This is a genomic window from Bacillus sp. 2D03 (assembly GCF_003946765.1).
Lineage (GTDB): Bacteria > Bacillota > Bacilli > Bacillales > Bacillaceae_G > Bacillus_A > Bacillus_A cereus.
In genome coordinates this window covers 21,625-47,617 of sequence record NZ_RPSJ01000014.1, presented here as the reverse complement: position 1 = coordinate 47,617, position 25,993 = coordinate 21,625, and the positions used below count along the sequence as shown (strand labels likewise).

Here is a 25,993-nt window from a genome sequence, read left to right as displayed (position 1 = left end):
GATTTGAGATGACTGTTGCGCAATTAATTGATATTGATGCAAAAAAAACGAAAATGAGTAATGAAGTATATCAAACATCTACAATGCTTGCGCTATTAGATGGTATATATGATGGTGTGATTAGCTTTGAAGATTTGAAAAAACATGGTGATTTCGGCATCGGCACATTTGATCAATTAGACGGTGAAATGATTGCATTTGATAATGGATTTTATCATTTACGTTCAGACGGTTCAGCGGAAAAAGTAGAGCCAGAAGAAACAACGCCATTTGCAACTGTAACGTTTTTTGAAAAAGAAATGAGTTATACGGTAGAGCGTCCGATGAATCGTGAAGAAGTTGAAGCGTTATTACATGAATTAATGCCAAGTAAAAACTTATTTTACGCTATTCGAATGGACGGTACGTTCCGTGAAGTAAGAACGAGAACTGTTCCAAGACAAGAAAAACCGTATACACCACTCGTTGAAGTGACGAAATCGCAACCAATCTTTTCGTTTGAGAATACAGAAGGTACGCTTGCTGGATTTTGGACACCAGATTACGCACAAGGTATTGGGGTAGCTGGATTCCACTTACATTACATTGATGATGAAAGAAGCGGAGGCGGACATGTTTTCGACTATGTTGTAGAAAACTGCACGATCCAAATTTGTCAAAAAGCTCATATGCATTTAGCACTTCCAGAAACAGCAGATTTTATGGCGGCTGAATTATCAAGAGAAAATTTAGAGGATAATATTGCAACTGCGGAAGGTGCGGAGTAAAAGGAGAAGACTGTTCCATTTTGGAACAGTCTTCTTTTATTTGTCGGTAAGTCGATATCGTTTATTTCTTTGAAACAAACGGATGCCCCTCATAATAAAAACGCCACGGATAATGTACAGCTTCTTCTGCATAGTCGATATTAATACGAGGTCCTGCTGTTATTTTATATTGTGATGATATGTGTTCTTCTTTTGGAACTAATTCAATATGTAACGTATCACTTTGTAACGATACACCGCGTTCTTTTAAAGTGATGCCAAGTGCACGGCATAGTTTGCCAGGACCGTTCGTTAAATTTTTGTACTGCGCTTTTGTAATTTCTGTCTTATTGTAGCGCGCTAGTTTTATTTCTTCTATTCCATCTACCGGCTCAAGAGCTCGAATGAGAACACCTTGCGGGGTGCCCACTGGCGCTGTAATAACGTTAAAGCAATGATACATACCGTAAATTAAATATACGTAAGCATGCCCTGGTGCACCAAACATAACTTCTGTGCGATCTGTCCGTCTGCCTCCGTAACTATGTGCGGCCTTATCATCTGGGCCTTTATATGCTTCTACTTCTACAATGATTCCGCTTCGCTTTATTCCGTCTACAATATGAACAAGTTTTTGCCCGAGTAATTTTTTTGCGACTTCTAACGTATCGCCTTCATAAAAGGAAGGAGGTGCCTGCATTGTACTATCTCCTTTACTAAGTGTATATGTATATAGTAAACCAAATTTTCAGTAGTAATTCTAACTCGTTCTATTTATCGGGTTTATTTCATAAATTATGGATAGAGTACAACAGCGAAGAGGGGGAGTGCGACATGATTTATCGCTTACTAGCTCTTAATATAGATGGGACACTACTATACAACAATGGAAAAATTGCAAAAGGATTAAGAGAAACAATTGAATTTGTGAAAAGAAAAGATGTATACGTTACGTTATTTACGAGTCGTAATTTTCAATCCGCTCATAAAGTAGCAAAGGCGTTAAAATTAGATTCTATATTAGTGACACATGGTGGTGCTTTCGTTTCAGCAACGTTAGATAAGCCGTACGTTCAAAGAAGATTGTCTGAAGAGAAGACTTTTAACATTGTGCAAGTGTTAGAGCACTTTGATTGTAACGTACGTATTTCTCATGAACGGTTTTCGATAGGAAATCGTGAGAGAAATACACCAAACTTAATTGCGCGCACTGTATTATCAAGCGCAGATCCGTTATTTTATCCAGTTCAATTTGTAGATTCGTTAGGTGATGCGCTTCGGGACCATCCCGTAGCGGCGCCAAAAATTGATGTTCTTTTCCAAAGTAAAGGTGAAAAAGAAAGAGGACTGAACACATTAAGAAAAGCATTCCAAGATGTAGAGTATGTTGAATGTGATTCAAAACGAATAGAAATTTTGCCGCAAAATGTATCAAAGTTACGTGGATTACAATTGCTTGGAGAGCATTTAAATATTTCGCTAAATGAAATGGTTGCGATTGGAGATAGTATGGAAGATTTAGAGGTTATTGAAAACGTGGGACTTGGGGTAGCGATGGGGAACTCGCCTGTAGAATTAAAGCAAGCAGCAGATTGGATTACACGTTCAAATAGCGAAAACGGTGTAGAGTATATGATTAAAGAGCATTTCCGTAAGCAATTCCCGCTTCCGTTTTTGAAGAATCATAAAAATACACCGAAACGATGAAAGAAAAACGTAGCTTTTTGGCTACGTTTTTTTGTTTATCTTATTAAAAACAGTGAAAGCGTTTTAAAATATGAATTGTGTATGAAATCTATACAATTCACTTGAATCCTTTAGAAAACTAATGTAAAGTGAATGATGTTGCCAAAATAGTTACACCACATGAAATATTCTTCAGATTAATTTTATTGGGCTCCCATACGTAAAAGTATTTCCGCATGACAGTTTAGTTCACGTATTATTTCAAAAATGAATTGTAGCAATCTTATTAAGTAGTTGTAGTGTTTCTTTGTTTTATTTAAATGGATTATTTTAAGTTAATGTGAGTAAGGTTTGGTACATATGATATGTACTTCTTTTTGTGGTTTTAGGAAGTTTAAAAGGGGGAATGAATTTCTTGAGGAAATCATTTAATCAAAAAATTAAAAAGTTAAGTAGTAGTTTAATAGTTGTATTACTAATATGTATGAATTTTTTAATCCACTTACCATTTAAAGCAGAGGCAGCTACAACAGAATTAAAAGGTTTAGGTGATGTATCTTATTACAATGCCATCATTTTTGGAGATCATAGTGCAACGAGTGCGGATATTGAAGGTGCGATGGCTGTTCAGAAAAATATGAACGCATCAAGTTATACAGTCGTAGCGGCTGCAACTGGAGCAAATAACTTAGCTGGAGCAACTTGGGTAGATGAAGGATATCCATCATTATTACTAGGCGGTCAATTTACGAAAGCGGGAGCAGGACAAGTAATTATTCAAGATGGAACAGTGGCGATGACAAAAGACGGTGACCCAGATGGCGCAATGAAAACATCATATGACCGTATCTCTTATAAAGAGCAAGCGGAGATTGATGCTAAGTTTAAAGAATTTAGAAAAGACGTTGATGGTGTAATCGGGGATGCAAGTAAACTACAGACTGATAAGCCAAAACCTAATATGAGCTTTGGCATCGGTGAAGATTTAAATAACCCTAATATTTATGTCTCTTCAGGCCAAACTGGAAAGAAAACATTTGATGTAAAAGACGTTTTTCTTCCGAATGTAGAGAATAAAGACTTTATTGTTATTTATTCAGATGCAGAAGAAGTGAGTTTTGGTGGCGGTGCAATTTTGTATGATACAAGAAATACTGGGATGGCGACGGATTTAATTAATACATCTCAAGCATACGATCCTAATTCATCTTTTACTGAGTTAGCTAGTAAGGTAATTTGGGTATTTCCTAATGCTACAAAGATAACAACTAAAGGTTATGGTGTAGTAGGTAGTGTGTTTGCACCTAATGCAGTTGTAGAAACAAAAGGTGGTTCTATTAATGGACAAGCCTATGTTGGAGGATTACACCAAAGAGATGGTTTTGAGGTTCATAACTTTAAATTTAACTGGCCAAAGTGGAATAAACCAGCAGCTGAAAAAGGACATTTACAAATTAAAAAAGTTGATGAAAAAGATGAAAATATTGTTTTAAAAGACGCAAAATTTGATGTTATAGACAAAGATAATAACGTTGTGGCTACTGTTACAACAAACGAAAAGGGTATTGCGGAAGTTAAAGATTTACCACTTGGTGACTATTTTGTAAAAGAAATAAATGCACCAGAAGGATATATAAAAGTTGATACACCAGTCAAAGTAACAATTGATAATACAAACGTAATTGAACTTGTTATGAAGAATACGAGAAAAGTAGAGAATGGCCAATTTAAATTATTGAAAAAAGATAGTGAATCTGGTCAACTTCTACCAGGTGCAAAATTTGATGTTATCGATAAAGATGGGAAAGTTGTGGAAACAATTGTTACAGATGATAAAGGTGAAGCCTTATCGAAACAACTTCCAGTTGGAAGCTATACATTAAAAGAAGTAGAAGCACCGAAAGGATATGAATTATCATCTAGTTCAGTTTCTGTTGATGTAGAGGCTAATAAAGTAGTGACTGTAGATGTGGTGAATAAAAAGATCCCCGAAAAAGTAACGGGTCAATTCGAAATCGTGAAAGTAGATGCGGAAGATAAAACGAAAGTATTATCAGATGCAGAATTCGAAGTGTATAAAGATGGTAAAAAAGTAGATACGTTACGAACAGATAAAACTGGTAAAGTAGTTTCACAGAAATTAGAGCCAGGAAAGTACACATTAAAAGAAACGAAAGCACCACAAGGATATAAGTTGTTAAAAGAAGAAATTGAAGTCGTTGTGGAAGCAGACAAAGTAGTAGAAGTACAAGTAAAAAACGCAAAAGAACTAGGAAGCTTACAAGTAATCAAAAAGGATTCGGAGAGTGGAAAAGTTCTAGCAGGTGCGGAATTTAAATTAAAGAACGAAGCTGGTCAAGTAGTTGGAGAAGCGAAAACAACGAATAAAGACGGCGTTGTGAAATTCGAAAACTTAGTGCCAGGAAAGTACACGTTAGAAGAAACGAAAGCACCGGAAGGTTATAAGGCGCTAGAAGTGACAGTAGAAGTAAAAGTTGTAGCGAACGAAGTAGTAAAACAAGAAGTTATGAATGAAAAAGTGAAAGAAGAAATTACAGGTCAATTAGAAATTACAAAGGTAGACGCCAATAATACAAATAAAATATTAGCAGGCGCAGTGTTTGAAATTTGGAAAGACGGAACAAAAATCGACACATTAACAACAAACAAGAGCGGTAAAGCGACTTCTAAGAAGTTAGAACCAGGAGATTATACTTTAAAAGAAATCCAAGCGCCAGAAGGATATACTTTATCCGATAAGGAAATGAAATTTACGATTTCTAATGAAAAAATTGAAGTTGTAAGGCTTCAAATTACAAATAAAAAAGATACAGAAAAAGGTCCGGAAAAACCAGGTGAAGGAACAGAAAAACCAGGTGAAGGAACAGAAAAGCCGGGTGAAGGAACAGAAAAGCCGGGTGAAGGAACAGAGAAGCCAGGTGAAGGAACAGAAAAGCCAGGTGAAGGAACAGAGAAGCCAGGTGAAGGAACAGAGAAGCCAGGTGAAGGAACAGAAAAGCCAGGTGAAGGAACAGAGAAGCCAGGTGAAGGAACAGAGAAGCCAGGTGAAGGAACAGAGAAGCCAGGTGAAGGAACAGAAAAGCCAGGTGAAGGAACAGAGAAGCCGGGTGAAGGAACAGAAAAACCAGGTGAGGGAGTAGAAAAACCTAATTTACCAGAAAAAGGACAAGGTTCTTCTAATAATCAACAACTTCCAGCTACAGGACACAATACGAATTACGTTCCATTCATCGGTTTTATGCTTCTGTTATTAGGAATACGTTTAAGATTCATGGCTAAAAATAGTTAAAAGATGTATAAAAGGCATCAGAGATATATAATCTCTGATGCCTTTTAAGTGAATACAGATAAAATGAAAATATCTATATGGAATGATAAATATGTTAAGCTTCAATTACGCTAAGCATTCTGTTTATAAATGCAGCTGCGTGTGCACGTTGTGATGGTCCTTTTGGTACGAATTGATTAAATTCATTACCTTTTACAATTCCATATCCATACACTCTTTGTACTTCTTCTTTAGCGTAAATTAAGTTTTGGTCTACGAATGGTAGTTCAACTTGTTTTGCAAAAATACCAGCGTGTTTTAGAGAACGATCGATCATAATAACAGCTTCTTCGCGTGTAATTGTAGTATTTGGATCAAATGTATTATCACCACGTCCGCGGATTATGCCTGCGCTTGCTGCACGATTAATACCGTCTCTTAACGATGGGTGTACTTGTTCTAAGTCTGTGAAATTAGCATTTCCACTTGGTAATTGTAAAGCACGAGTAATTAGTGTAGCAAATTCAGCACGCGTTACAAGACGTTCTGGGAAGTACTTGCCGTTCCCTTCTCCTTGCATAATGCCTCTAGCTGCTAATTGACGAATGTCTTGTTCATACCATCCACCTGTAATGTCATCAGTTACGGGATTTTTTTGGTTTTCCTTATAGTATGTTTCAGTTCCTTTTAAGAAAGCATCCCATTGTCCGCGTTGAATCATAAACGCAGGGCAGTTTTTTCCTGACCAAAATTGATGTTTTTGGACCTTATCTAGAGAAATATTTAAGTCGTTCATTAAATAAGCTGCCAATTTACGGGCATTTTCTACCGCTTTTTCATAGTTTCCATCTTGATTAACGGCAATTTCAATTCCGATAGATTCATAGTTTCCAGTTTTATTTCCAGCATGCCATCCAACTTCATTTACTGGAAGATGTTGATAAATTTCTTTATCATCTACTGTGAAATGCCAAGATGCGGCACGATCAGCTGTTCCGCGTGCTTGATTATCTAAGAATTTTGCATGATTTAGAGCATTGGCACCTTTCGCTGTATTAGCCGTTTCGTGAATCGTAATATATTTAGGCACCATCGGGTAGCCAGGGCGAATATCGTCATTTCCTTTTGGGACAATCATTTCTTTAAATGTAACGCCATAAATATTGTTTGTTTGTAGAGCTTCTGGCGATCTCAATAAACTATTTTTAGCAGTACGACTGTTTTTTAATAATGAAGCTTTTGTACCTTCAAATGTAGCAGAAGGTGCATAAATCCATTTTGTTGTTTCATTTATTTGGACTTTAAACCAATTTCCAGCTTGTTCAGTAGGAGTTATGACTTGTGGCTGTAGTTTCCCTTCTTCTTTAAATGATTGGAACGGAAGGGCATGTATGGAAGCTTCTTCTTTTACGATTAATTTTTGATTAGATAGTTTATGAATCTCTTGAACTTCTAAGCTATTATCATTGTTATCTATCCATCCAGCGCCAGTTGGCGTCGTTATGTAATAAGCATTTCCTTTTTTCTTTGTCGCCGTTACGACTTGTTCTGTAATCTCGATATTCGATTTGTTTTTTAAATCATTCGCGGTATATAATGAATGTTTTTTTGAAGTGTATAGTAGGAACTGGCCAGTAACCTCGATATCTTCTTCATGAGTACTATGCTCATTAACATGCTCTTTAATACTTTTAAAAACTTGATCTTCCGTATATACTTCAGCGGATTTTTCAGCACTCTCTGCAAATGAATAAGTAGGTGCAAGAACAGTTTGTAATGCAAGAGAGAGAGTTAAAACACTATAAAATTTCTTTTTCATATTTTTTTTAACACATTAGATTATGGAATCTAGTGTTAACATTCCTCCTTTTTATATTGTATTTTCACTATGTATCGATTTTAGTACTAATAAATTTTAACAAGAGAAAATGATGATGTCTATATACATGAGCGATATTCATAAAAAGAATTATTTGAAAAAATGTAAGAGAAACAGGTAAAACCTTCTGTATTGACCTGTAAACGCCCTTCAAGTAAACTAAAGAGAGTTTGCAAATGAAAAGGTGATAATGTTGTTAATTTCAATTAAAACGTTACAAGATGATCGTTTTTTACGTCCGCTACAAAATATTGGCGGCTTATTTTTTGAAGATAGTACGATTGGATTTGAACAAGAGGAAGCGAATCTTATCGTTGATATACACATTGAGGATAATGTGAAAGCATCCGCTCGATTAACGGATGTTAGCACAGGAAATGTGTATGAAGAAACATTCTCGAAAGATTTATCTGCTTTCACAGATGAAAAAGAGCGTATGAAGCAAGTGAAGCACGTTGTTTCTTATGTATATCTTTCTGTTCTTCAGCAGTTAACTGGTATTGAACAAAGCTGGGGTATTTTAACGGGAGTACGTCCGACGAAACTTCTTCATAAAATGCTTCAAAATGGTATGTCAAAAGAAGAAGCGCATCAAGAGCTTCGTGAAAGTTATTTAATTCATGAAGAGAAAATTGAACTTCTTCAGCGCATTGTTGATTGCCAATTAGCAGTTGTTCCGGATTTATACCGTTTGAAAGAAGAAGTAAGTATTTATATCGGTATTCCGTTCTGCCCAACGAAATGTGCATATTGTACATTCCCGGCTTATGCGATTAATGGACGCCAAGGCTCTGTTGATTCGTTCTTGGGTGGTTTACATTATGAAGTTCGTGAAATTGGTAAGTTTTTAAAAGAAAAAGGTGTAAAAGTTACGACGATTTATTACGGCGGCGGTACACCTACAAGTATTACAGCAGAAGAGATGGATATGCTGTATGAAGAAATGTATGAAGCGTTCCCAGATGTGAAAAATGTGCGTGAAGTAACAGTTGAGGCAGGTCGCCCAGATACGATCACGCCAGCAAAGCTAGAAGTGTTAAATAAATGGAATATTGACCGTATTAGTATTAATCCACAGTCATACCATCAAGAGACACTAAAAGCAATTGGACGTCATCATACTGTAGAAGAAACAATTGAGAAATACCATTTAGCTCGTGAAATGGGAATGAACAATATTAATATGGACTTAATTATTGGTCTTCCTGGTGAAGGGTTAGATATCTTCAAGCATACGTTAGATGAAACAGAAAAGTTAATGCCAGAATCATTAACAGTTCATACGTTATCATTTAAACGTGCTTCTGAAATGACGCAAAACAAACGTAAATATAAAGTAGCAGGTCGCGAAGAAATTACAGCGATGATGCACGAAGCAGAAGAGTGGACGCAAAAGCATAATTACGTACCATATTACCTATATCGTCAAAAGAATATTTTAGGTAACTTAGAGAACGTTGGTTATGCAATGCCGACGCAAGAAAGTATTTACAACATTGTCATTATGGAAGAAGTACAATCAATTATCGGACTTGGCTGTGGTGCATCAAGTAAATTTGTTCATCCGAAGACGGGAGCAATTACTCACTTCGCAAATCCGAAAGATCCAAAATCATATAACGATGGCTTCGTAAAATATACAGAAGATAAACTGAAAATTTTAGAAGAGCTATTTGCATAAGAAGAAAGAGGGTGTTCCGAGTCGGAACAACCTCTTTTTATCCTGCAGTAACGGGCGGTCCGATTATATCTTGTCAGTTTTTGTCGGTAAGTCGATATATTCGAAAAATCGCTGATATAATTCGAGTTGCGCTGATATATTTTGAAAAACGCTGATATATTTCAAGTTACGGTCGATATATCTGGAAAAACGCTGATATAATTTCATTTACCGTTTAGCGGCACCGTATGTAAAACTATGTCGATAATAATCAGAAAAATTAGTCAAATCATTAAAGGACAATGTCTACTTATGGACGAAATGATAGATTTATGAAAGAGAAAAGGGGGAAATTGTTGGCATGTACATGACGATAGGGAGAATTTTTGATTTATCAGTTGGTAAGTATCCGAATAAAGAGGCGTTAGTGGAACCTGAAAAGAATATTCGCTGGACGTATAAACAGTGGGATGAACAAATAAATAAAACGGCGCATGCTCTATTAGAAGAAGGGGTAAGAAAGGGAGATACTGTATCTGTTTACTTATATAATTGCCGTGAATTTGTAAACGTTTACTTAGCCTGTGCGAAAATTGGAGCGATCTTTAACCCGATTAATTTCCGCTTAAAAGCAAAAGAAGTATCTTATATTCTTCAGGACGCATCCTCGAAAGTCGTTGTCTTTGAAAAAGCAGTTGAGTCAACTGTTGCTATAATTGAAAGAGATTTTCCAAATACATCTTTTTGGTCTATAGAAAACGATAAACCTTCCTATGCAAGTTCCTACCATGAAAAAGTGAATGAAGCATCTTCTGAGAAAGTAAATATCGAAATTGATGAAATGGATTATTGTTCAATGCTTTATACGAGCGGTACGACAGGTCATCCGAAAGGCGTATTACATCGTCATCGTGAAATGACTGAGCATAGTATGATTTGTACGTATTTCCTTAAATATAATAGAGATAGTGTAGGGCTTGTTGTGGCGCCTTTATATCACTGTGGTGAATTAAATGCCGGAATCATACCACGCATTCAAGTTGGTGGAAAGAATGTTATTTTGCATCATTTTGATACAGAAACAGTATTACATACGATTCAAGAAGAAAAGATTACGACGTTCTTTGCAGCGCCGACGATGTGGAATATGTTGTTGCAAAAAGATTTAGCTCAGTATGATTTAACTTCGATGAAGATTGGTATATACGGCGGAGCAGCAATGGCACCGGCGTTAGTGAAGGAATGTAAAGAACGCCTTTATATTGATCTTGTTCAAATATACGGAATGACAGAAATGGGACCAGTTGTTGCGTTTCTCGTAGAGGAGGATCAAATTACGAAAGCTGGTTCAGCAGGCACGCCATGCTTTAGCCATGAAGTTCGTATTGTGAAACCGAACGAGGATGAACCGGCAGAACCAGAGGATGTATTACCTCCTTATGAAGTGGGAGAAATTATTTTGCGCGGCCCAACTATGATGGCTGGCTATCATAATCGTGAAGAAGCGAATAAAAAATCGATGTATAAAGGATGGTATCATTCTGGTGATCTAGGCTATTTTGATAAAGACGGTTATTTATTCGTTGCTGATCGCGTTGATGATATGGTAATTAGCGGTGGCGTAAATATTTATCCTCGTGAAATTGAAGATTTCCTTCATAGTCATCCTGGTATATTAGATGTGGCGGTACTTGGTGAGCCAGACGAATTATGGGGAGAGCGTGTTGTGGCAGTTATTGTGAAGAAAGATGAAACAATAACAGAAGCTGATTTAGAAACGTATTGCAAAGAAAGTGATGAACTAGCAGATTATAAACGTCCGCGTCATTATTTATTTGTAGATGAACTCCCTCGTAATGCGAGCGGGAAGTTGCAGAAGTTTGTACTGAGGGAGTCGTTGAAAGGTGCGAAAAAATAGAAAATGAAGGATGCCCCATATCTATGGGGTATCCTTCATTTTTCTATATTAAACAGAAGAAACAATATCTTTGTTAATTCTCATTTCTTCTTGGTGAAGGTTAATTAGCGCATTTGAAATAAGGTGGAAAAACAAAGTGGATGTAATACAAAAAGAAAAGGCACCCTAAGGTGCCTCTCTTCGACTTGAACCATTTCATTTCATACGAATCTATCCGTATTACCATTACCCCTTTGTTATGAGTGTAAACACATACTATAAAGCAGAATCGTCTATATACACTAGATTGTTAGTTCACAAAAGACAAGAGATTTGAGATCAATATTGAAGTGACGCCACATCCCCTATAATAATTGATATGTTACGCCTTTTAAAAGAATCTGCTTTATAGAACGTGCCCACAAGTTATATTTTACTACATGTAATATTCATTTAGTGTATTTTTGATGAATATGTATAATTACATAAACTGTATGAAAAAAAGAGAGTATACTCTGATATTGTGTGATAAAGATAAAGCCCGCCTACGGAATAGGGGGCTTTTCTTACTTTTTATAAATATTTATTCCAATTATATTATCAGATGAGTCTAAACGAATATAAACGTCATCTGATAAAAGGTGTGCATTATATATTCTTTGTTTATATGTTGATATCTCGAAGCTTTTTCCATTTAATTCACATTCTAGAATAATCATATCGCCATGTTCTTTCCAATTTATTAATTTAGCAGTTGTATTCATATAAACCTCCTCTGAATCATTTTATGAAAATTAGTAGAGATAGTGTGAGAAAGGAGTTTATATAACAAAAAAAGACACCTTAAGTGTCTTCTTTGATTACTATAAAAGTCGTTGAATGAAATAGGTTTCTATTTTTATTTGCGTGAAAAGCCTTCTTCATCAAGGTATTCCGCAGCTTCTGGATAAGAGTTGAATGTACCGTCTAAGTTTACACCAGCGTACACGTTCCACATGTCATCCTCTGAAATAAGAGTAAGAATATGACCATCTTCGTTCTGCCATTCTTCTTCTTTCGCAGGTTCTACAGGTGCTACTACCTCTTCTTGTGATAGAAGGTCAATTGATTTCTCAATTACTGAACGTAACTCCTCTGCTGAAAACTCACGGATGTTAACCATACCTTTATCATCTGTTTTATAACCTTTAATACCGCTTGCATATACAAATCCATTTCCATTTGGGTGTAAATGAAATACAACGTTCTTTTTATCTAAACGACTTTCTTCAAAGTGGAAGTTTACACGTTTTAATGATACGTTCTTTCTTTCTAGTTCTGGGAAAGATTCAATAATCGATAATTTTTCTTCAAAAGTTAGCATAGTGCCTCCAAGTATATAGTAAAAGATTTAATTTGTTCATTATAGCATAGTTGCAATTGTTTCCAAAGATAAGGGGAAAACTTTTCGTTGAATACGTTTACGTCACGAGAATGTAAAAAGTGAGCTAACGAATGTATCTTTTTAGGTGTACAATGGAACATGGACTTTATACAAAGGTGGTTTTTTTATGTTTCAAAAAATAGCAAAGGAATGTTTAGCAGGATTTACTGTTGCGATTGTTGCGTTACCACTTGCGATTGCGTTTGGTATTGCTGCGACAGGAACGTCTGAGGGAGCGCTTGTTGGATTGTATGGTGCAATTTTTGCAGGTTTATTCGCAGCGTTATTTGGCGGGACACCTGGGCAAGTAACAGGGCCAACTGGACCGATTACCGTTATTGCAACAGGAGTTATTGCGACGCACGGGTTAGAGGCAAGTTTTATTGCCTTTATGATGGCAGGATTATTTCAAATTTTATTCGGTGTATGTAAGCTCGGTTCTTACGTTCGATATATTCCGTATCCTGTCGTTTCAGGATTTATGAATGGTATTGCATTAATCATTATTTTAGGCGAAATAAAACACGTACAAAATAGTTTTCTACTTGTTGTGTTAACGATTATTGTAATGATTGTTTCTGGTAAATGGATTAAGGCGATTCCGTCTAGTTTAGTAGCACTAGTCGGTGTGACAGCTTTGCTTCCTTTATTTTCTTCTCTACTCGAAGGACTTACAGTAAAGTTACCGATTATCGGAAATCTTTCACTAAATAAAGTAATTGAAAAGATTGGAACTATTCCAGAAGCGATACCTACGCTTCATATTCCATCTTTAAGTGGAACAGGAATAGCAGCACTTATTTTACCAGCGCTTAGTATTGCTTTGTTAGGGTCGATTGACTCGTTGTTAACATCGGTCGTAATGGATAATGTGACAGGTACACGTCATAAAAGTAATAAAGAGCTCGTTGGACAAGGTATCGGTAATATGATGAGCGGATTGTTTGGCGGATTAGCAGGTGCAGGTGCGACTGTAAGGTCTATCGTGAATATAAGAAGTGGCGGTAAAACGGCACTTTCGGCATGTATGCATAGTGTTATCTTATTTATTTTTATTATGGGTCTTGGTTCGGTCGTACAATATATTCCACTTGCTGTATTATCAGGTATTTTAATTTTAACTGGTATTGGAATGTTCGATTGGGGAAGCATGAAAAAGATGCATGTCGCTCCTAAAGGTGATGTCGTTGTTATGCTCGTAACGATGATTGTAACGGTGAAGTTCGATTTAATGATTGCTGTTGCCTTTGGTATTATTCTTTCGTTCATCATATATATGGTGAAATGTAAAGAACGTAAAACTTCTATCGTAAAAGAAAAAGAAGAAACGTACACAATTCAAGGGCCGCTCTCTTTCCTATCAGTAGATCGTATTTTCTCTACTTTACAAGATGTGAAGTCACCGGTTGTTTTACGTATGAAAGATGTGCGTTATATGGATGTATCAGGAGCTATGGCATTATTAAATTTTGTTGAGCAATCAAATAAAGTAGGAGCAAGTGTAAAGCTTGAGCAAGTACATCCGAGTATTGAAAAAACAATCGCAGTAATGGCAAGCGATGAACAGAAAGAGCAATTGAAAATCTTAAGTGTTTAGATAGTAATTAGAATATCTCACAATTTTACATAAATTATAATGTAGAGTTGTGGGATGTTTTTATAATGTTTTTAGTAATATGTATCGCAGTGACAGAGAGGAAGGGCTCTTTTGGCGTAACAGAAACGCTTATAGTGTGTACATATATAATGGAAGGAATTAGAAAAATATTGTGAAGAGACAGGCTTAAATGGGTTCGCTTTTCTATTTTGAAAAAAAAACCAAGTATTCAACCTATAATAAATTTGTTATGATAACCAATGGGATAAAATGAATCCCTATCGCTTAAAACAATATGTTTGAGAGTATATGTATAAAAGAAAAGAGAAAAAATATGAATAAAACATTTGTAAAAGGAGCAGCAATTTTAACCATTACAACTTTTTTGTCAAAATTGCTTGGTAGTTTTTTTCAAATTCCATTACAAAATATTGCAGGAGATGAAGTACTCGGTATTTTTCGCCTTGTTTTTCCTGTATATATGATTGCTCTTACATTATCGGTAGCCGGAGTTCCACTTGCAATTTCGAAACTAATTGCAGAGTTGAACGAAAAAAATAAGCAAAAGGAAATTGCGAAATTATTTAAATCAGCGTCAATTATTGGGATAGCATTTGGCGTTTTCGGCTGTTTAGTCATTGTATTATTTTCTATTGAAATTGCGAATATGCTCGGTGGACAAGAAACTAGAATGCCGTTGCTTATTACTTCATTAGCATTATTCATTGCGCCATACATGGCGGTGTATAGAGGGTATTTTCAAGGTTTCGGTGATATGAAACCAACAGGGGTATCACAGGTCATTGAGCAATTTGTACGTGTGTTTTTTATGTTAATAATTGCTTACATACTAGTATCATGGGATAAGAGTAATACTGTTATTACTAGTGGTGCGATGGTTGGCTCTTTTCTTGGAGTCATTAGTTCGCTTATATATTTGCGTATAAAATATAATAGAAGTCCATACTACAATAAAAGCAATTCCTATTCGCTCCGAGATTTAAGAGAAAACGGCAAAAAGATATTGCGGGTATCGATCCCAATCGCTATCGGAGCTTTATCAATGCCACTTTTAAATTTAGTAGACTCGCTTACAATACCGCATGTATTACAAGGATCATCAACAGAAATTCAAGAACAATTTGGAATATACAGTCGCGGTTTTGCATTCACGCAAATAATTGTTATTTTTGCAAGTGCAATTGTATTTCCGTTAATACCACTCTTAACTTCCGCATTGGCCAAAAGAGATATAAATTTGGCGAAAATAACAATTCAAAATACAAATCGACTAGCGCATGTTTTGACAGCACCGTTAACAATATGGTTGATGGCATTAACAGTACCGTTAAATGTCGGATTGTTCACAGATGTAAAAGGCAGTAGTATGTTAACAGTTATGATTGGCAGTTCGTATTTTACTGCGGTTATGGTATTATCAATAGGTGTTTTACAGGGCATTAACCGTTCTGCACAAGCTGCATGGATTGTTATTGGTGCGAGTTGTGTGAAAGTCATGTTAAACATTATGTTCGTGCAGAAGTTTGGCATAGATGGAGCGGCGTATAGTACACTAATTACTTACGTATTGATTTGTATTGTAAATCATTTGTATATTCGAAGCTATATTGCCTATTCTATTCATTTAAAAAGCTTTTTCGGTGTGCTAGCAATAGCATGTATTTTGGGACTAGGATTGTATGAATTATGTAATGTGATAGATGTTACAACTTCAAGAATTATGACGTTATTATTCAGTGGTATAGCATTAAGTATTACAACCATTTTGTATGGTGTATGTGCTTTGAAATTAAAATGGATATCAATAAACAAAATACCATTTTTGAAAAGATAAATATAGAAATTTAATTTTTTATTATAATTCATATGAACTGATAAAGAGGAAACTATGTAGGGTATCAAGTGTTTAGGTAAGGAATGGGTACTAGTTTATGTTAGATGAAATAAACGGTTACCTAGTTTTGGAGGAGATTTAGGGTGCGTTTAGTCTTATCAGGATATTATGGTTTTTATAATGTTGGAGACGAGGCGATTCTACAATCAATTATTGAATCGTTAAGTAAAGAGAACCCGGATATAGAACTAGTAGTACTATCAAATGATTCTAAATATACAAAGGAAATGTATGGTGTAGAATCGGTAGATCGCTGGGATATAAAAGCTGTTTATCATGCGATAAAAAACAGTGATGGAGTTATTAGCGGTGGCGGGAGCCTTCTTCAAGATCAGACAAGTACGAAGAGTATTCTATATTATACGGGTATTATGGGACTCGCTCGATTATTAAAAAAGCCGTATTATATTTATTCACAAGGAATAGGTCCAATTACAAAAGGATATAATCGTCTATTAGTAAAATGGAACTTGTCAAAAGCTTCCTATGTATCAGTTCGAGATGAGGATTCGTTTTTATATTTAAAAGAACTTGGCATAAAAAACGATATTGAAATTGTTCCAGACCCTGTTTTAACATGGAAACGGACAAAACAATCGGATTGGTTGCAAAAGCATTCGATACATGGAAAAGTAATTGCGGTTAGTGTGCGTTATTGGAATGCAAAAGAAGATTATATAAAAAAATTAGCTGCGGCACTAAAAAAATTAAAGCAAGAAGGATACCAAATTCTATTTGTTCCAATGCATGAGCCATTTGATCAAAAAGCTTCGCGTGAAGTAGTAGACTTAATGGGAGAAGAGACGTATATGCTTCCGTATAAAATGGATATCGACGAGAAAATATTCATTTTATCACAATGTTCATTACTAATTGGTATGCGTCTTCATGCACTTGTTTTTTCTGCCGTAGCCAAAACTCCAATGGTCGGGATTTCATACGATCCGAAAATTGATTCGTTTTTAAGTCAAGTGAATCAGCCAGTTATAGGGAGTGTGGATGGCGAATGGAGTGCTGAGTATTTATATGAAATTGCGAAAAAGCAATTAATGCAACAAGGAACTGTGCAGCAAGAGTTACAATTGACAATAGATGAGCTTCGGTTGCAAGGCAAACAGGCAACAAAGAAACTCATTGATCATATGGAAAAAGGCACTTTATTAAAAAAGTAAAGTGTCTTTTATTTTTGTTTTGAATTTAATGAAAATTCTAATTACAAAAACGTTTTATTTTAATTCCTATTTATTATGCTAAAATGATTGCGATTATTATATAATCAAATTTGTGATAATAAATTCGTAGATTACGAGGAGGGTAAACTTGAAGACTTTTTCAAAAGGTATAACAGCAGTGGCATTAACGGGATCATTACTTTTAACTCCTATTTCAAGTTATGCGGCAAATGATGATATTACAGGACATATGTTTGAGACGAATATGCGCTCACTTATTACTAAAGGAGTTTTAATGGGGTATGGAGACAATGTATATGCGCCTGATAAATTAGTAACAAGAGCAGAGTTTGCTACATTCATAGCAAGGGCTTTAAATTTACCGAAAGCTGATTCGAATTTCGAGGATGTGCCGAAGATTTACGGTTTATATGATGGTGTAAGTAGAGCATATGGAGCGAAAATTATTAATGGTCGTACGAACGAGACATTCTCACCAAATGATGTGATTACACGTGAAGAAATGTCGATAATGGTAAAGCGAGCGTTAGACTATAAAAATATTAAAGTAGCTGTAAGTCCGCTTACCTTTACTGATAAAGATAGTATTAACTATAAAGAGCATGTGCAAGTTATGGTGGCTACTCAAATTATTAAAGGGTATCCAGAAGATAATACATTTAGACCACATTTATCAGCTACAAGAGGGATGGCTTCAGCTATGTTGGATCGTATGCTTCAGACGATTGAAAAAAACGGAAATAGCAATCCTGTAGAAACTAAGAAATATGTTGTGACAAATGTAAGAGAAAACGGAACAGAGCAAGAAGTAGAGCGCTATAATACGTATAAAGAAGCGGTTACGGCTGCTCAAAATAAAGGTATGAATGCGGTAAAATACGAGAACGAATTTTTATGGATTAAAGATGGTTTTGCAAGTGCGAAAAGAATAACTGGGCAAAACATCATTAATATTTATGATGAGAATTTGTCAACAGTATATACGTATATTCAGTATGGAACAGAATTGAAAGTGTTAGAAGTTGGCGAAGATCGTGTGAAAGTTCAACTTTCTGGTTTGACAGGTTATGTGAAGAAGAATGAAATCACTTTAATTCCTACAAATGAAATGAAACAGTCGTCTTATTATGTGAAATCAGATGGATATTTATACCATAAATATTATACATATAATACAAGTTCACCTGGATATACAGAATTTAGATATGGTGTGGCACCTTCTTTCATGAAGCAAGGACAGCAAATGTATAGTGTAGATGGAAAGACATTCGGAGACGAAACTTTCTATCAATATTTCAATTATTTATCATTACGTTCGAAAACAGATTATACAGCTGAACAACTAGATAGTTATGTGAAATCGATTAAGCCAGACTCTCCATTAATTGGTTTAGGAAAGAAATTTAAAGAAGTAGAAAGCAAGTATAATGTAAATGCATTATTCTTATATTCATTAGCAATTCATGAAAGTTATTATGGAACAAGCGCTCTTGCAAAAGACAAAAATAATTTATTTGGTTTAAAAGCAACAGACGATAGTCCATATGGCAACGGAGAAGCATTCAATTCAAAAGAAGATTGTATTGAACATGCAGCACAATTATACATGAATGAAGGATATTTAAATCCAGGACATTGGCGTTATACAGCAACATATACAGGTGATAAAGCTGCTGGTTTAAATGCGAAATATGCATCTGATGCGAACTGGGGTAAAAAAGTAGCGGGGCATATGAACCGTTTTGATTCTTATTTAGGTAAAAAAGAATACAACAAGTACAAACTTGCACGTGTGATGAATAACGTGGAAGTGAAAAAGAATCCTAGTATATCAAATGAGCGACTGTATCGTTTAAATACAAATGTAGTTGTTACAGTTACTGGTGAAGAAATAATAAATGGAAAAGCGTGGGTTAAAGTTATTTCAGATAATCCTACTGTAACAGAAGCGTATATTGCAAAAGAAAGTTTAGAATACGTAAAACATTAATTAAATAAAAAAGAAGGTGCTACTAATATTTCGTAGCACCTTCTTTTTATTCAATTTCAAAATCAACAATGATATAAGCGAGTATAACAACGAAGAAAATACTAACGGATGGCGCTGTTAATACGTGGCCAGACATAAAGCCAATGCCAAGTGATAGAACGAGTGTGCTTGCTAATAGCATATACTTTACGCTCATGATTTTCTTAAAGTTTGTGATCATGCGGATAAATAATTTAATACCAAAGTATAGAAGAGGTATTAAGTAAATAAGGAAACCGACAATTCCAAAGGCGAAAAATAGGTCATGGAAGTCCATTTCAATTAATTTAATTTTATCTGTGTAGTTACCAGCGTAACCCATTCCGAATAGTTTTTGTGAAAGCGGTGCGTCTTTATAGTATTGTTTGTATGTTTTTAAGAATTTGTCGCGATCACTGTAAATTAAACTTTTTACTTCAGAATCTGTAAGTTCACCTTTTGCATGTTTTTTTGCATCTTCTGGATCTGCTTTAATTACTTTTCCTTCTTTTCGATCTTTCTCTTCTTGCACTGATTTTTTGTATTCGTATATTTGCATGTGAATGCCCATATTTTTTGCGATAGGAGTATGCGGTGTAAGAGCGATTAAACCTCCTAGTATAACTGCGACAACAACGGTATTTACAATATGTGTGAATCCTTTTCCTTCTTTTTTACGATTTATCATATATTCAATGAATGAGAAGAAAAGTGCTACGCCTAATGTAATAACAATTGCGCCATATCCGACTTTCGTTCCGACCATAATACTTGCATACATCGCAAGTATTGTTGGAATCCAGTAATATATTTTCGAGAAAGAAGTTGTTTTATGAATCGAATATAAGACAATGATTGGGAACATAATGGCGAAAAGAGAACTTAAATCATTTCCAGCGAAGAACCAACCTCTTGAACCGATTTTTGAGTGAGGATAGCTTGGGAAATCCGTTCCAGTTTGCATTGCGACAATCATTGTAATGCTTAAAATTAAAGTTGCATATAAGAAATATGTAATGATTTTATGAAATACATACTCTTTATTTTTTAGCTCTTTAAAGGCGATAATATATCCAAACAGTAGCACAATTGGATATACGCTCTTTAAGATGAATTTAACTTCTTCTCCAAATGAAACTGGAGATTTAACCATCATATTATTTACAAGACCAATTGCGAGTGCGATTCCGAGTAAGCATAAATAGAGGATGTACTTTTTCGCATCTTGTTGTTTGTGATGAAGAAGTAGGTACCCTAATGCAAGAAGCATAAAGGCGAAACGGACTACAACTCCAACTGTTGCGCTCATGTGTAGTATATAGATTGAAAAAGATGTTAATAAATCTAAAATTGGTTGAAACACAATGAATAGCAATAGGAAATGTGGGAAGTAGTTATCCGTTTGTTTCAACTTATTAACCATATGTTCCTCCAGTTCTTCATTCCTTTATTACAACACCCAAAAGATGGGTATAAAGCCTTTTTTACATAGTAAGGCGAATGAATTTCAATATTTGTTTTTTATCAAACTTAAGAATACACCATTTCATTGTAATGGTAAATAGATGAAAAGCATGGATAAACCGACTTTAATTTCTATATTTTTCAACGGAATTGTATGTTTTATACGGTAAATGTACAAATTGCGAGATTATTAGACAGAAAATTGAGAAAAAAGAAGGATTTTTCAGTGGTTTTCTATAATTATATAAGTATAATCTTTATGGAGAAAAGAGGGGTATATATAATGGAAATAACAAGTAAAACAGAATCTGTCGTTGTGAAATATGAAGGCCACGTTGCAACGGTTATGGTCAATCGCCCAGAGGTGTTAAATGCGTTGGATGAGCCGACCTTAAAAGAGTTATTACAAAAGTTGAAAGAAGTAGCGGAAAGTTCTGCGCATATCGTTGTGTTATGCGGGAACGGCCGTGGTTTTTCTGCGGGTGGGGATATTAAATCGATGCTTTCAAGTAATGATGAAAGTAAGTTTGATGGCATTATGAATACCATTTCTGAAGTTGTCGTGACATTATATACGATGCCAAAGCTTGTTATTAGTGCAATTCATGGACCGACTGCAGGTCTTGGGTTAAGTATTGCGTTAACAGCTGATTATGTAATGGCGGATATATCATCTGTTATTGCAATGAACTTTATTGGAATCGCTTTAATTCCAGATGGAGGCGGTCATTTCTTCCTTCAAAAGCGTGTCGGTGAAAATATGACGAAGCAAATTATTTGGGAAGGTAAGAAGTTATCAGCGACAGAAGCGCTTGATATCGGCTTAATTGATGAAGTAATCGGCGAAGATTTCCAAACGGCTGTGAAACAAAAAATTAATGAATGGTCACAAAAACCGATTAAAGCAATGATTCAAACGAAGCAAATTTTATGTGAAGTAAATCGCTCTAATTTAGAGCAAACATTGCAATTAGAAAAGCGTGGTCAATATGCAATGAGACAAACAGCGGATCATAAAGAAGGAATTGCTGCGTTTTTAGAGAAACGTTTACCAGCATTTAAAGGGGAATAAAGTTTGTCCATTCCTCACTAATTATTAGCTCGTTAATTCGGGATAAAGGGGAGAAAGTGCTAACACATTTTAGTATAATTGTGTTAGCACTTTTTTTTAGGAGTAATACATGAAGAAAATAATTGGTGTTATCACTATTATTCTGCTTACATATTCTGTTTTGCATAGTACACCATCTTTGGCAGTTCGGACTGCGTTATTTTTTGAGGGACATCCAAGTGTTGCATTTTCTGACGGGGTGACGAAAGAAAAAGATGTGAAAAAAGAAGCGATTCCAGATGAGTACCAAACTCTATATGGTAAGGAAGAAAACTTAGAGCACTATTTCTTTCGGCATGTAAGAGCACATGGATCAGGAATTGATATGTTAAGTGCGTGCGTGAAGAAAAAATGGTTTTTCTATAAAGCAGAGCTCGGATGTTATTAAATATAGGAGGATGAATGATGTCAGCATATAACAAGTTAGTAAGAGATCGTGTTCCAGAGAAGATTTTAATGTCTGGAAAAACATATACAGCACAAAAATTAACAGGTCAAGCATACATACAAGCTTTAGCGAAAATTGGAACGGAAGAAATTCGTGAATTTGCTTCTATGAAAGAACGAGAACATGCGCTAGATTCTCTTGCGGATGCGCTAGAAGTTATCATCTCATTAGCACGTGCAGAAGGTGCATCGATTGAAGATGTAGAACGCCTTCGTAAGCAAAAAGAGATAGAGCGCGGTGGATTTGAAAGAGGGATTTATTTATTAGACGTTTCAGAAGAATAGTTTTATAGGAAAAGCATAGCGTTACTGAGTAACGCTATGCTTTCTTGTTGCAATGAAGCTAATAATGAAGAAGATAGCTGTTAATATCCAGCCGATTGTAATAGAAGTAGTAGTATGAATGGCATAAGAGATTTGTAAACAAAATAATGATGCTAAAAACCAAATGAGTGCAATGTGTATATATTTTTTTGATATATTCATATTTCAGGGCTCCTTTTGTATACTAAAAAGAATTTTACTACAATTTAGAAAATTAGGCCATATAAGTAGAGGTTTTCTGGCGAATTTTGTATACTGAATAGTAGAGAAAATGAGGAGGAAACGACAATGGCACACCATACGAAAGAAACGATGGAACTGATTAAGGAGCTTGTCTCTATTCCAAGTCCATCTGGAAATACAGCAAAAATTATTAATTTCATTGAAAACTATGTCAGTGAGTGGAACGTAGAAACGAAACGTAATAATAAGGGAGCTCTTATTTTAACGGTAAAAGGGAAAAATGATGCACAGCACCGCTTATTAACGGCACACGTTGATACGTTAGGTGCGATGGTGAAAGAAATTAAGCCTGATGGTCGCCTGAGTCTTTCTATGATTGGTGGATTTCGCTGGAACTCTGTAGAAGGGGAATATTGCGAAATTGAAACATCAAGTGGCAAGACATATACAGGAACGATTTTAATGCATCAAACATCTGTACATGTATATAAAGATGCAGGTGAAGCAAAACGCAATGAGAAAAATATTGAAGTTCGTATTGATGAGCGCGTATTTTCAGCTGATGAAGTACGCGAATTAGGAATTGAAGTAGGAGACTTCGTTTCATTTGATCCGCGCGTTCAAATTACAGAGAGTGGATACATAAAATCACGTCATTTAGATGACAAAGTAAGTGTTGCAATTTTATTAAAATTAATTAAAAGATTACAAGATGAAAACGTAACATTACCATATACGACGCATTTCTTAATTTCTAATAATGAAGAGATTGGATACGGTGGTAACTCTAACATTCCAGAAGAAACTGTTGAATACTTAGCAGTTGATATGGGAGCGTTAGGTGATGGACAAGCATCTGATGAATATACAGTATCTATTTGTGCAAAAGACTCTAGCGGCCCGTATCATTATGCACTGCGCAAACATTTAGTAGAGCTTGCGAAAACGAATCATATTGAATATAAAGTAGATATTTATCCGTACTACGGATCTGATGCATCAGCTGCGATTCGCGCGGGATTTGATGTGAAACATGCGTTAATTGGAGCGGGTATTGATTCTTCCCACGCATTTGAACGTACGCATGAAAGTTCTATTGCGCATACAGAAGCATTAGTGTATGCATATGTAATGTCTAATTTAATTGAAGAATAATTTCATAGATAATAGAGAGCTGATTAAAGATATTATTTTTAATCAGCTTTTTATTTGGCAAAGCGATTAGGAGACATGTCCTAATCGCTTTTTTATCCCGCTATTTGCCGGGCAGTAAGACTCCTACCTCAAAATTCAGCGAAAGCAAAAAAGTTAGATGGGGGCGGGCTGCCCGTAAAAGCCCGATTGGTGAGGGCTGATTAAAGTTTTTTATATACATTCATTATAAGTTATATATATGCGATTTTTGTTATACGGCCGGAAACGTATTTACTATAGATATATAATGTTATACACTATGAAAGGAATTAATTAATAGTTAATATTTTTTAGTTAGCTTGATTAAAAAAATGAATGAATATGGAGTTTTGAGAGGAGATTTATTTTTCATGAAGTACAAAGCAATAGCCGCAGGTTTATTAGCAGCAAATTTACTAGCACATCCAATTAGTAGTTTAGCAGAAACGAAGAAATTTCCTGATGTTTCAGATAGTGCGTGGTCAAAAGACGCAATTTATTATTTAGTAGAGAGAAATGTAATTAACGGTATGCCAGATGGTAACTTTATGCCATACGGAAATTTAACACGCGCTCAGGCAGCAAAGATTATCGCAACAGCAATTGGTGCTAAAATAGATCCAAATGCAAAGCCGTCTTATAATGATGCAAAAAATAGTTGGGCAGCTTCATTTATTGCAGCCATGGAAAAAGAGAATATTATTAAAGGGCGAGAACCAGGAGTATTTGATCCTGAAGGAAAAGTAACTCGTGCTGAAATGGCAGCTATGCTTGTAAGAGCATATAATCTGAAAAGCAAAGTAACAGGACCAGTTCCTACAAAATTTGCTGATTTAGAGAATCATTGGGGTAAAGAAGAAGTTAATATTTTAGTAGAATTAAAACTTTCTTTAGGTACAGAGGATGGCTGGAAACCGAATGATTCTATTACGCGTGAACAAGCAGCTCAACTTACTGCGCAAACAGATAAATTTAGCAAGAATAGTGATCGTCCAGTAGAAACAAAGAAAATGTACATAGATAGAAAATTCATTACATATCACGCACCATCATTAAGTTCTGGGATTAGTGCAAATCAGCATAATCCACAAATGGTTGAAATTAAAGAAGAGCGAGATGGATGGATCAAAATTGCAACAAGTAAAGGTGATAAATGGACACCTTTAGTAGAGAAAACAGAAGTTATTAATGAAGGATTCACTACTTATGCAGAAGCTTCTTCTTCTTCAAAAGTAATGGGAACACATAACGCACAGCAAGTAACTGTTATTGAAGAGAACGGTAGCTGGATTCGTATCCGCATGGGCGCTGGTTTCCAATGGGTTAATAAAAATCAATTAAATCCAGTGAAGCAAGGTAACTTCTTAGAGGGCAAAGCGATTATCATTGATCCAGGTCATGGTGGAGTTGATTCAGGTAATCCAGGTTATTATGAGAAAGAAAGTGAAACTGTATTAGATGTATCACTACGATTACAGAAGATATTTGAGAAAAAGACACCATTTACTGTGTTATTCACTCGTACAGATGATACACGTCCAGGAACAAGTGCTTCTGATTCTTTAAAGAAACGTGTAGAATTTGCTCAAAAAAATAATGGGGATATTTTTGTAAGTATCCATGGTAATGGTACGGAAAGTAAAAATGGGCAAGGTACAGAAACGTTTTACTATGAATCAGCGACAGCAAGAGGAACAAATCCTAACGTATCAGAAAGTCGTTTACTAGCAGAAAAAATTCAAGAGCGTCTTGTAGATGCACTGGGAACAAAAGATCGTGGTGTGAAAAAAGGCGATTTATACGTAATTAGAGAAAATACAATGCCAGCTGTATTAGCAGAATTAGCATTTGTAGATAATAAAAGTGATGCAGATAAAATAGCTACACCAGCGCAGAGACAAAGTGCAGCGGAAGCGATTTATCAAGGTATTTTAGATTACTATGAAGAAATGGGTAACAACGTGTCTTCTTTCCGTTAATAAATAATAAGAGATTGCC

At 35.4% G+C, this 25,993-nt stretch carries 20 protein-coding genes; 14 read left to right on the top strand and 6 right to left on the bottom strand.

Going from position 1 to position 25,993, the window contains the following annotated elements; all coding sequences use genetic code 11:
- Positions 1-8 precede the first annotated feature (8 nt).
- Positions 9-767, top strand: coding sequence for an alpha-acetolactate decarboxylase (alsD, locus tag EBQ15_RS25385; protein WP_000215008.1), 759 nt, complete (start codon positions 9-11; stop codon positions 765-767).
- Positions 768-828: 61 nt separating this feature from the next.
- Here the strand turns inward: alsD and EBQ15_RS25380 are convergent, their stop codons facing one another.
- Complete coding sequence (locus EBQ15_RS25380) at positions 829-1,446, bottom strand: DNA-3-methyladenine glycosylase (protein ID WP_001148797.1); 618 nt, start codon at positions 1,444-1,446, stop codon at positions 829-831.
- A gap of 134 nt (positions 1,447-1,580) precedes the next feature.
- Here EBQ15_RS25380 and EBQ15_RS25375 point away from each other — a divergent pair, with 134 nt between their 5' ends.
- Both EBQ15_RS25375 and EBQ15_RS25370 read left to right on the top strand, forming a co-directional pair.
- Positions 1,581-2,453, top strand: coding sequence for a Cof-type HAD-IIB family hydrolase (locus EBQ15_RS25375; protein ID WP_000640420.1), 873 nt, complete (start codon positions 1,581-1,583; stop codon positions 2,451-2,453).
- 394 nt (positions 2,454-2,847) lie between these two features.
- A complete protein-coding gene (locus EBQ15_RS25370) occupies positions 2,848-5,742 on the top strand; it encodes a SpaA isopeptide-forming pilin-related protein (protein WP_125653122.1) in 2,895 nt (964 codons plus the stop codon).
- A gap of 94 nt (positions 5,743-5,836) precedes the next feature.
- Here the strand turns inward: EBQ15_RS25370 and EBQ15_RS25365 are convergent, their stop codons facing one another.
- Entirely contained in the window at positions 5,837-7,540 is a 1,704-nt protein-coding gene (locus EBQ15_RS25365; protein ID WP_000726531.1) for an S-layer homology domain-containing protein, read from the bottom strand.
- Positions 7,541-7,790: 250 nt separating this feature from the next.
- Between EBQ15_RS25365 and EBQ15_RS25360 the strand changes: the two genes are divergently transcribed.
- On the top strand, positions 7,791-9,281 hold the full coding sequence (locus tag EBQ15_RS25360) for a coproporphyrinogen III oxidase (RefSeq protein ID WP_001999181.1): 1,491 nt from the start codon (positions 7,791-7,793) through the stop codon (positions 9,279-9,281).
- A gap of 340 nt (positions 9,282-9,621) precedes the next feature.
- On the top strand, positions 9,622-11,178 hold the full coding sequence (locus EBQ15_RS25355; RefSeq protein WP_000282002.1) for a fatty acid--CoA ligase: 1,557 nt from the start codon (positions 9,622-9,624) through the stop codon (positions 11,176-11,178).
- Positions 11,179-11,723: 545 nt separating this feature from the next.
- On the opposite strand, the gene EBQ15_RS25350 is transcribed toward EBQ15_RS25355, so the two are convergent.
- The gene (locus tag EBQ15_RS25350; protein WP_001098261.1) at positions 11,724-11,921 is read right to left on the bottom strand and encodes a hypothetical protein; all 198 of its coding nucleotides are present in this window, start codon (positions 11,919-11,921) and stop codon (positions 11,724-11,726) included.
- A 134-nt stretch (positions 11,922-12,055) separates the two neighbouring features.
- The gene (locus EBQ15_RS25345) at positions 12,056-12,520 is read right to left on the bottom strand and encodes a hypothetical protein (RefSeq protein WP_000954998.1); all 465 of its coding nucleotides are present in this window, start codon (positions 12,518-12,520) and stop codon (positions 12,056-12,058) included.
- A 187-nt stretch (positions 12,521-12,707) separates the two neighbouring features.
- On the opposite strand from EBQ15_RS25345, the gene EBQ15_RS25340 reads away from it, so the two are divergent.
- The 4 genes from EBQ15_RS25340 (at position 12,708) to EBQ15_RS25325 (ending at position 19,275) form a co-directional block, all read left to right on the top strand.
- Entirely contained in the window at positions 12,708-14,177 is a 1,470-nt protein-coding gene (locus EBQ15_RS25340; protein ID WP_000486650.1) for a SulP family inorganic anion transporter, read from the top strand.
- A gap of 334 nt (positions 14,178-14,511) precedes the next feature.
- Positions 14,512-16,032 (top strand): putative polysaccharide biosynthesis protein, encoded by a 1,521-nt coding sequence (locus EBQ15_RS25335; protein WP_001043993.1) that lies wholly within the window; start codon positions 14,512-14,514, stop codon positions 16,030-16,032.
- 143 nt (positions 16,033-16,175) lie between these two features.
- Positions 16,176-17,264 carry a polysaccharide pyruvyl transferase CsaB gene (gene csaB, locus EBQ15_RS25330; RefSeq protein WP_001241591.1) on the top strand — a complete coding sequence of 363 codons (1,089 nt, stop codon included), beginning with the start codon at positions 16,176-16,178 and terminating at the stop codon, positions 17,262-17,264.
- A gap of 148 nt (positions 17,265-17,412) precedes the next feature.
- On the top strand, positions 17,413-19,275 hold the full coding sequence (locus EBQ15_RS25325; RefSeq protein WP_000847502.1) for an S-layer homology domain-containing protein: 1,863 nt from the start codon (positions 17,413-17,415) through the stop codon (positions 19,273-19,275).
- Between the two features lie 46 nt (positions 19,276-19,321).
- Here EBQ15_RS25325 and EBQ15_RS25320 read toward each other — a convergent pair whose 3' ends face one another.
- The gene (locus EBQ15_RS25320; RefSeq protein WP_000247536.1) at positions 19,322-20,716 is read right to left on the bottom strand and encodes an O-antigen ligase family protein; all 1,395 of its coding nucleotides are present in this window, start codon (positions 20,714-20,716) and stop codon (positions 19,322-19,324) included.
- Between the two features lie 300 nt (positions 20,717-21,016).
- Between EBQ15_RS25320 and EBQ15_RS25315 the strand changes: the two genes are divergently transcribed.
- From EBQ15_RS25315 to EBQ15_RS25305, 3 genes are all read left to right on the top strand, one after another.
- Complete coding sequence (locus EBQ15_RS25315; RefSeq protein ID WP_001999174.1) at positions 21,017-21,829, top strand: enoyl-CoA hydratase; 813 nt, start codon at positions 21,017-21,019, stop codon at positions 21,827-21,829.
- A 109-nt stretch (positions 21,830-21,938) separates the two neighbouring features.
- Positions 21,939-22,256 carry a hypothetical protein gene (locus EBQ15_RS25310; protein WP_000720152.1) on the top strand — a complete coding sequence of 106 codons (318 nt, stop codon included), beginning with the start codon at positions 21,939-21,941 and terminating at the stop codon, positions 22,254-22,256.
- Between the two features lie 17 nt (positions 22,257-22,273).
- Entirely contained in the window at positions 22,274-22,600 is a 327-nt protein-coding gene (locus EBQ15_RS25305) for a nucleoside triphosphate pyrophosphohydrolase (RefSeq protein ID WP_001277350.1), read from the top strand.
- A gap of 21 nt (positions 22,601-22,621) precedes the next feature.
- Here the strand turns inward: EBQ15_RS25305 and EBQ15_RS25300 are convergent, their stop codons facing one another.
- Positions 22,622-22,801 carry a hypothetical protein gene (locus EBQ15_RS25300; protein ID WP_001027085.1) on the bottom strand — a complete coding sequence of 60 codons (180 nt, stop codon included), beginning with the start codon at positions 22,799-22,801 and terminating at the stop codon, positions 22,622-22,624.
- Positions 22,802-22,927: 126 nt separating this feature from the next.
- Here EBQ15_RS25300 and EBQ15_RS25295 point away from each other — a divergent pair, with 126 nt between their 5' ends.
- Together EBQ15_RS25295 and EBQ15_RS25290 are read left to right on the top strand one after the other, a co-directional pair.
- Positions 22,928-23,977, top strand: a complete 1,050-nt coding sequence (locus EBQ15_RS25295; RefSeq protein WP_000930087.1) for a M42 family metallopeptidase — start codon at positions 22,928-22,930, stop codon at positions 23,975-23,977.
- A gap of 389 nt (positions 23,978-24,366) precedes the next feature.
- Positions 24,367-25,974 carry an N-acetylmuramoyl-L-alanine amidase gene (locus EBQ15_RS25290; protein WP_000875324.1) on the top strand — a complete coding sequence of 536 codons (1,608 nt, stop codon included), beginning with the start codon at positions 24,367-24,369 and terminating at the stop codon, positions 25,972-25,974.
- The last annotated feature ends 19 nt before the right edge of the window (positions 25,975-25,993 follow it).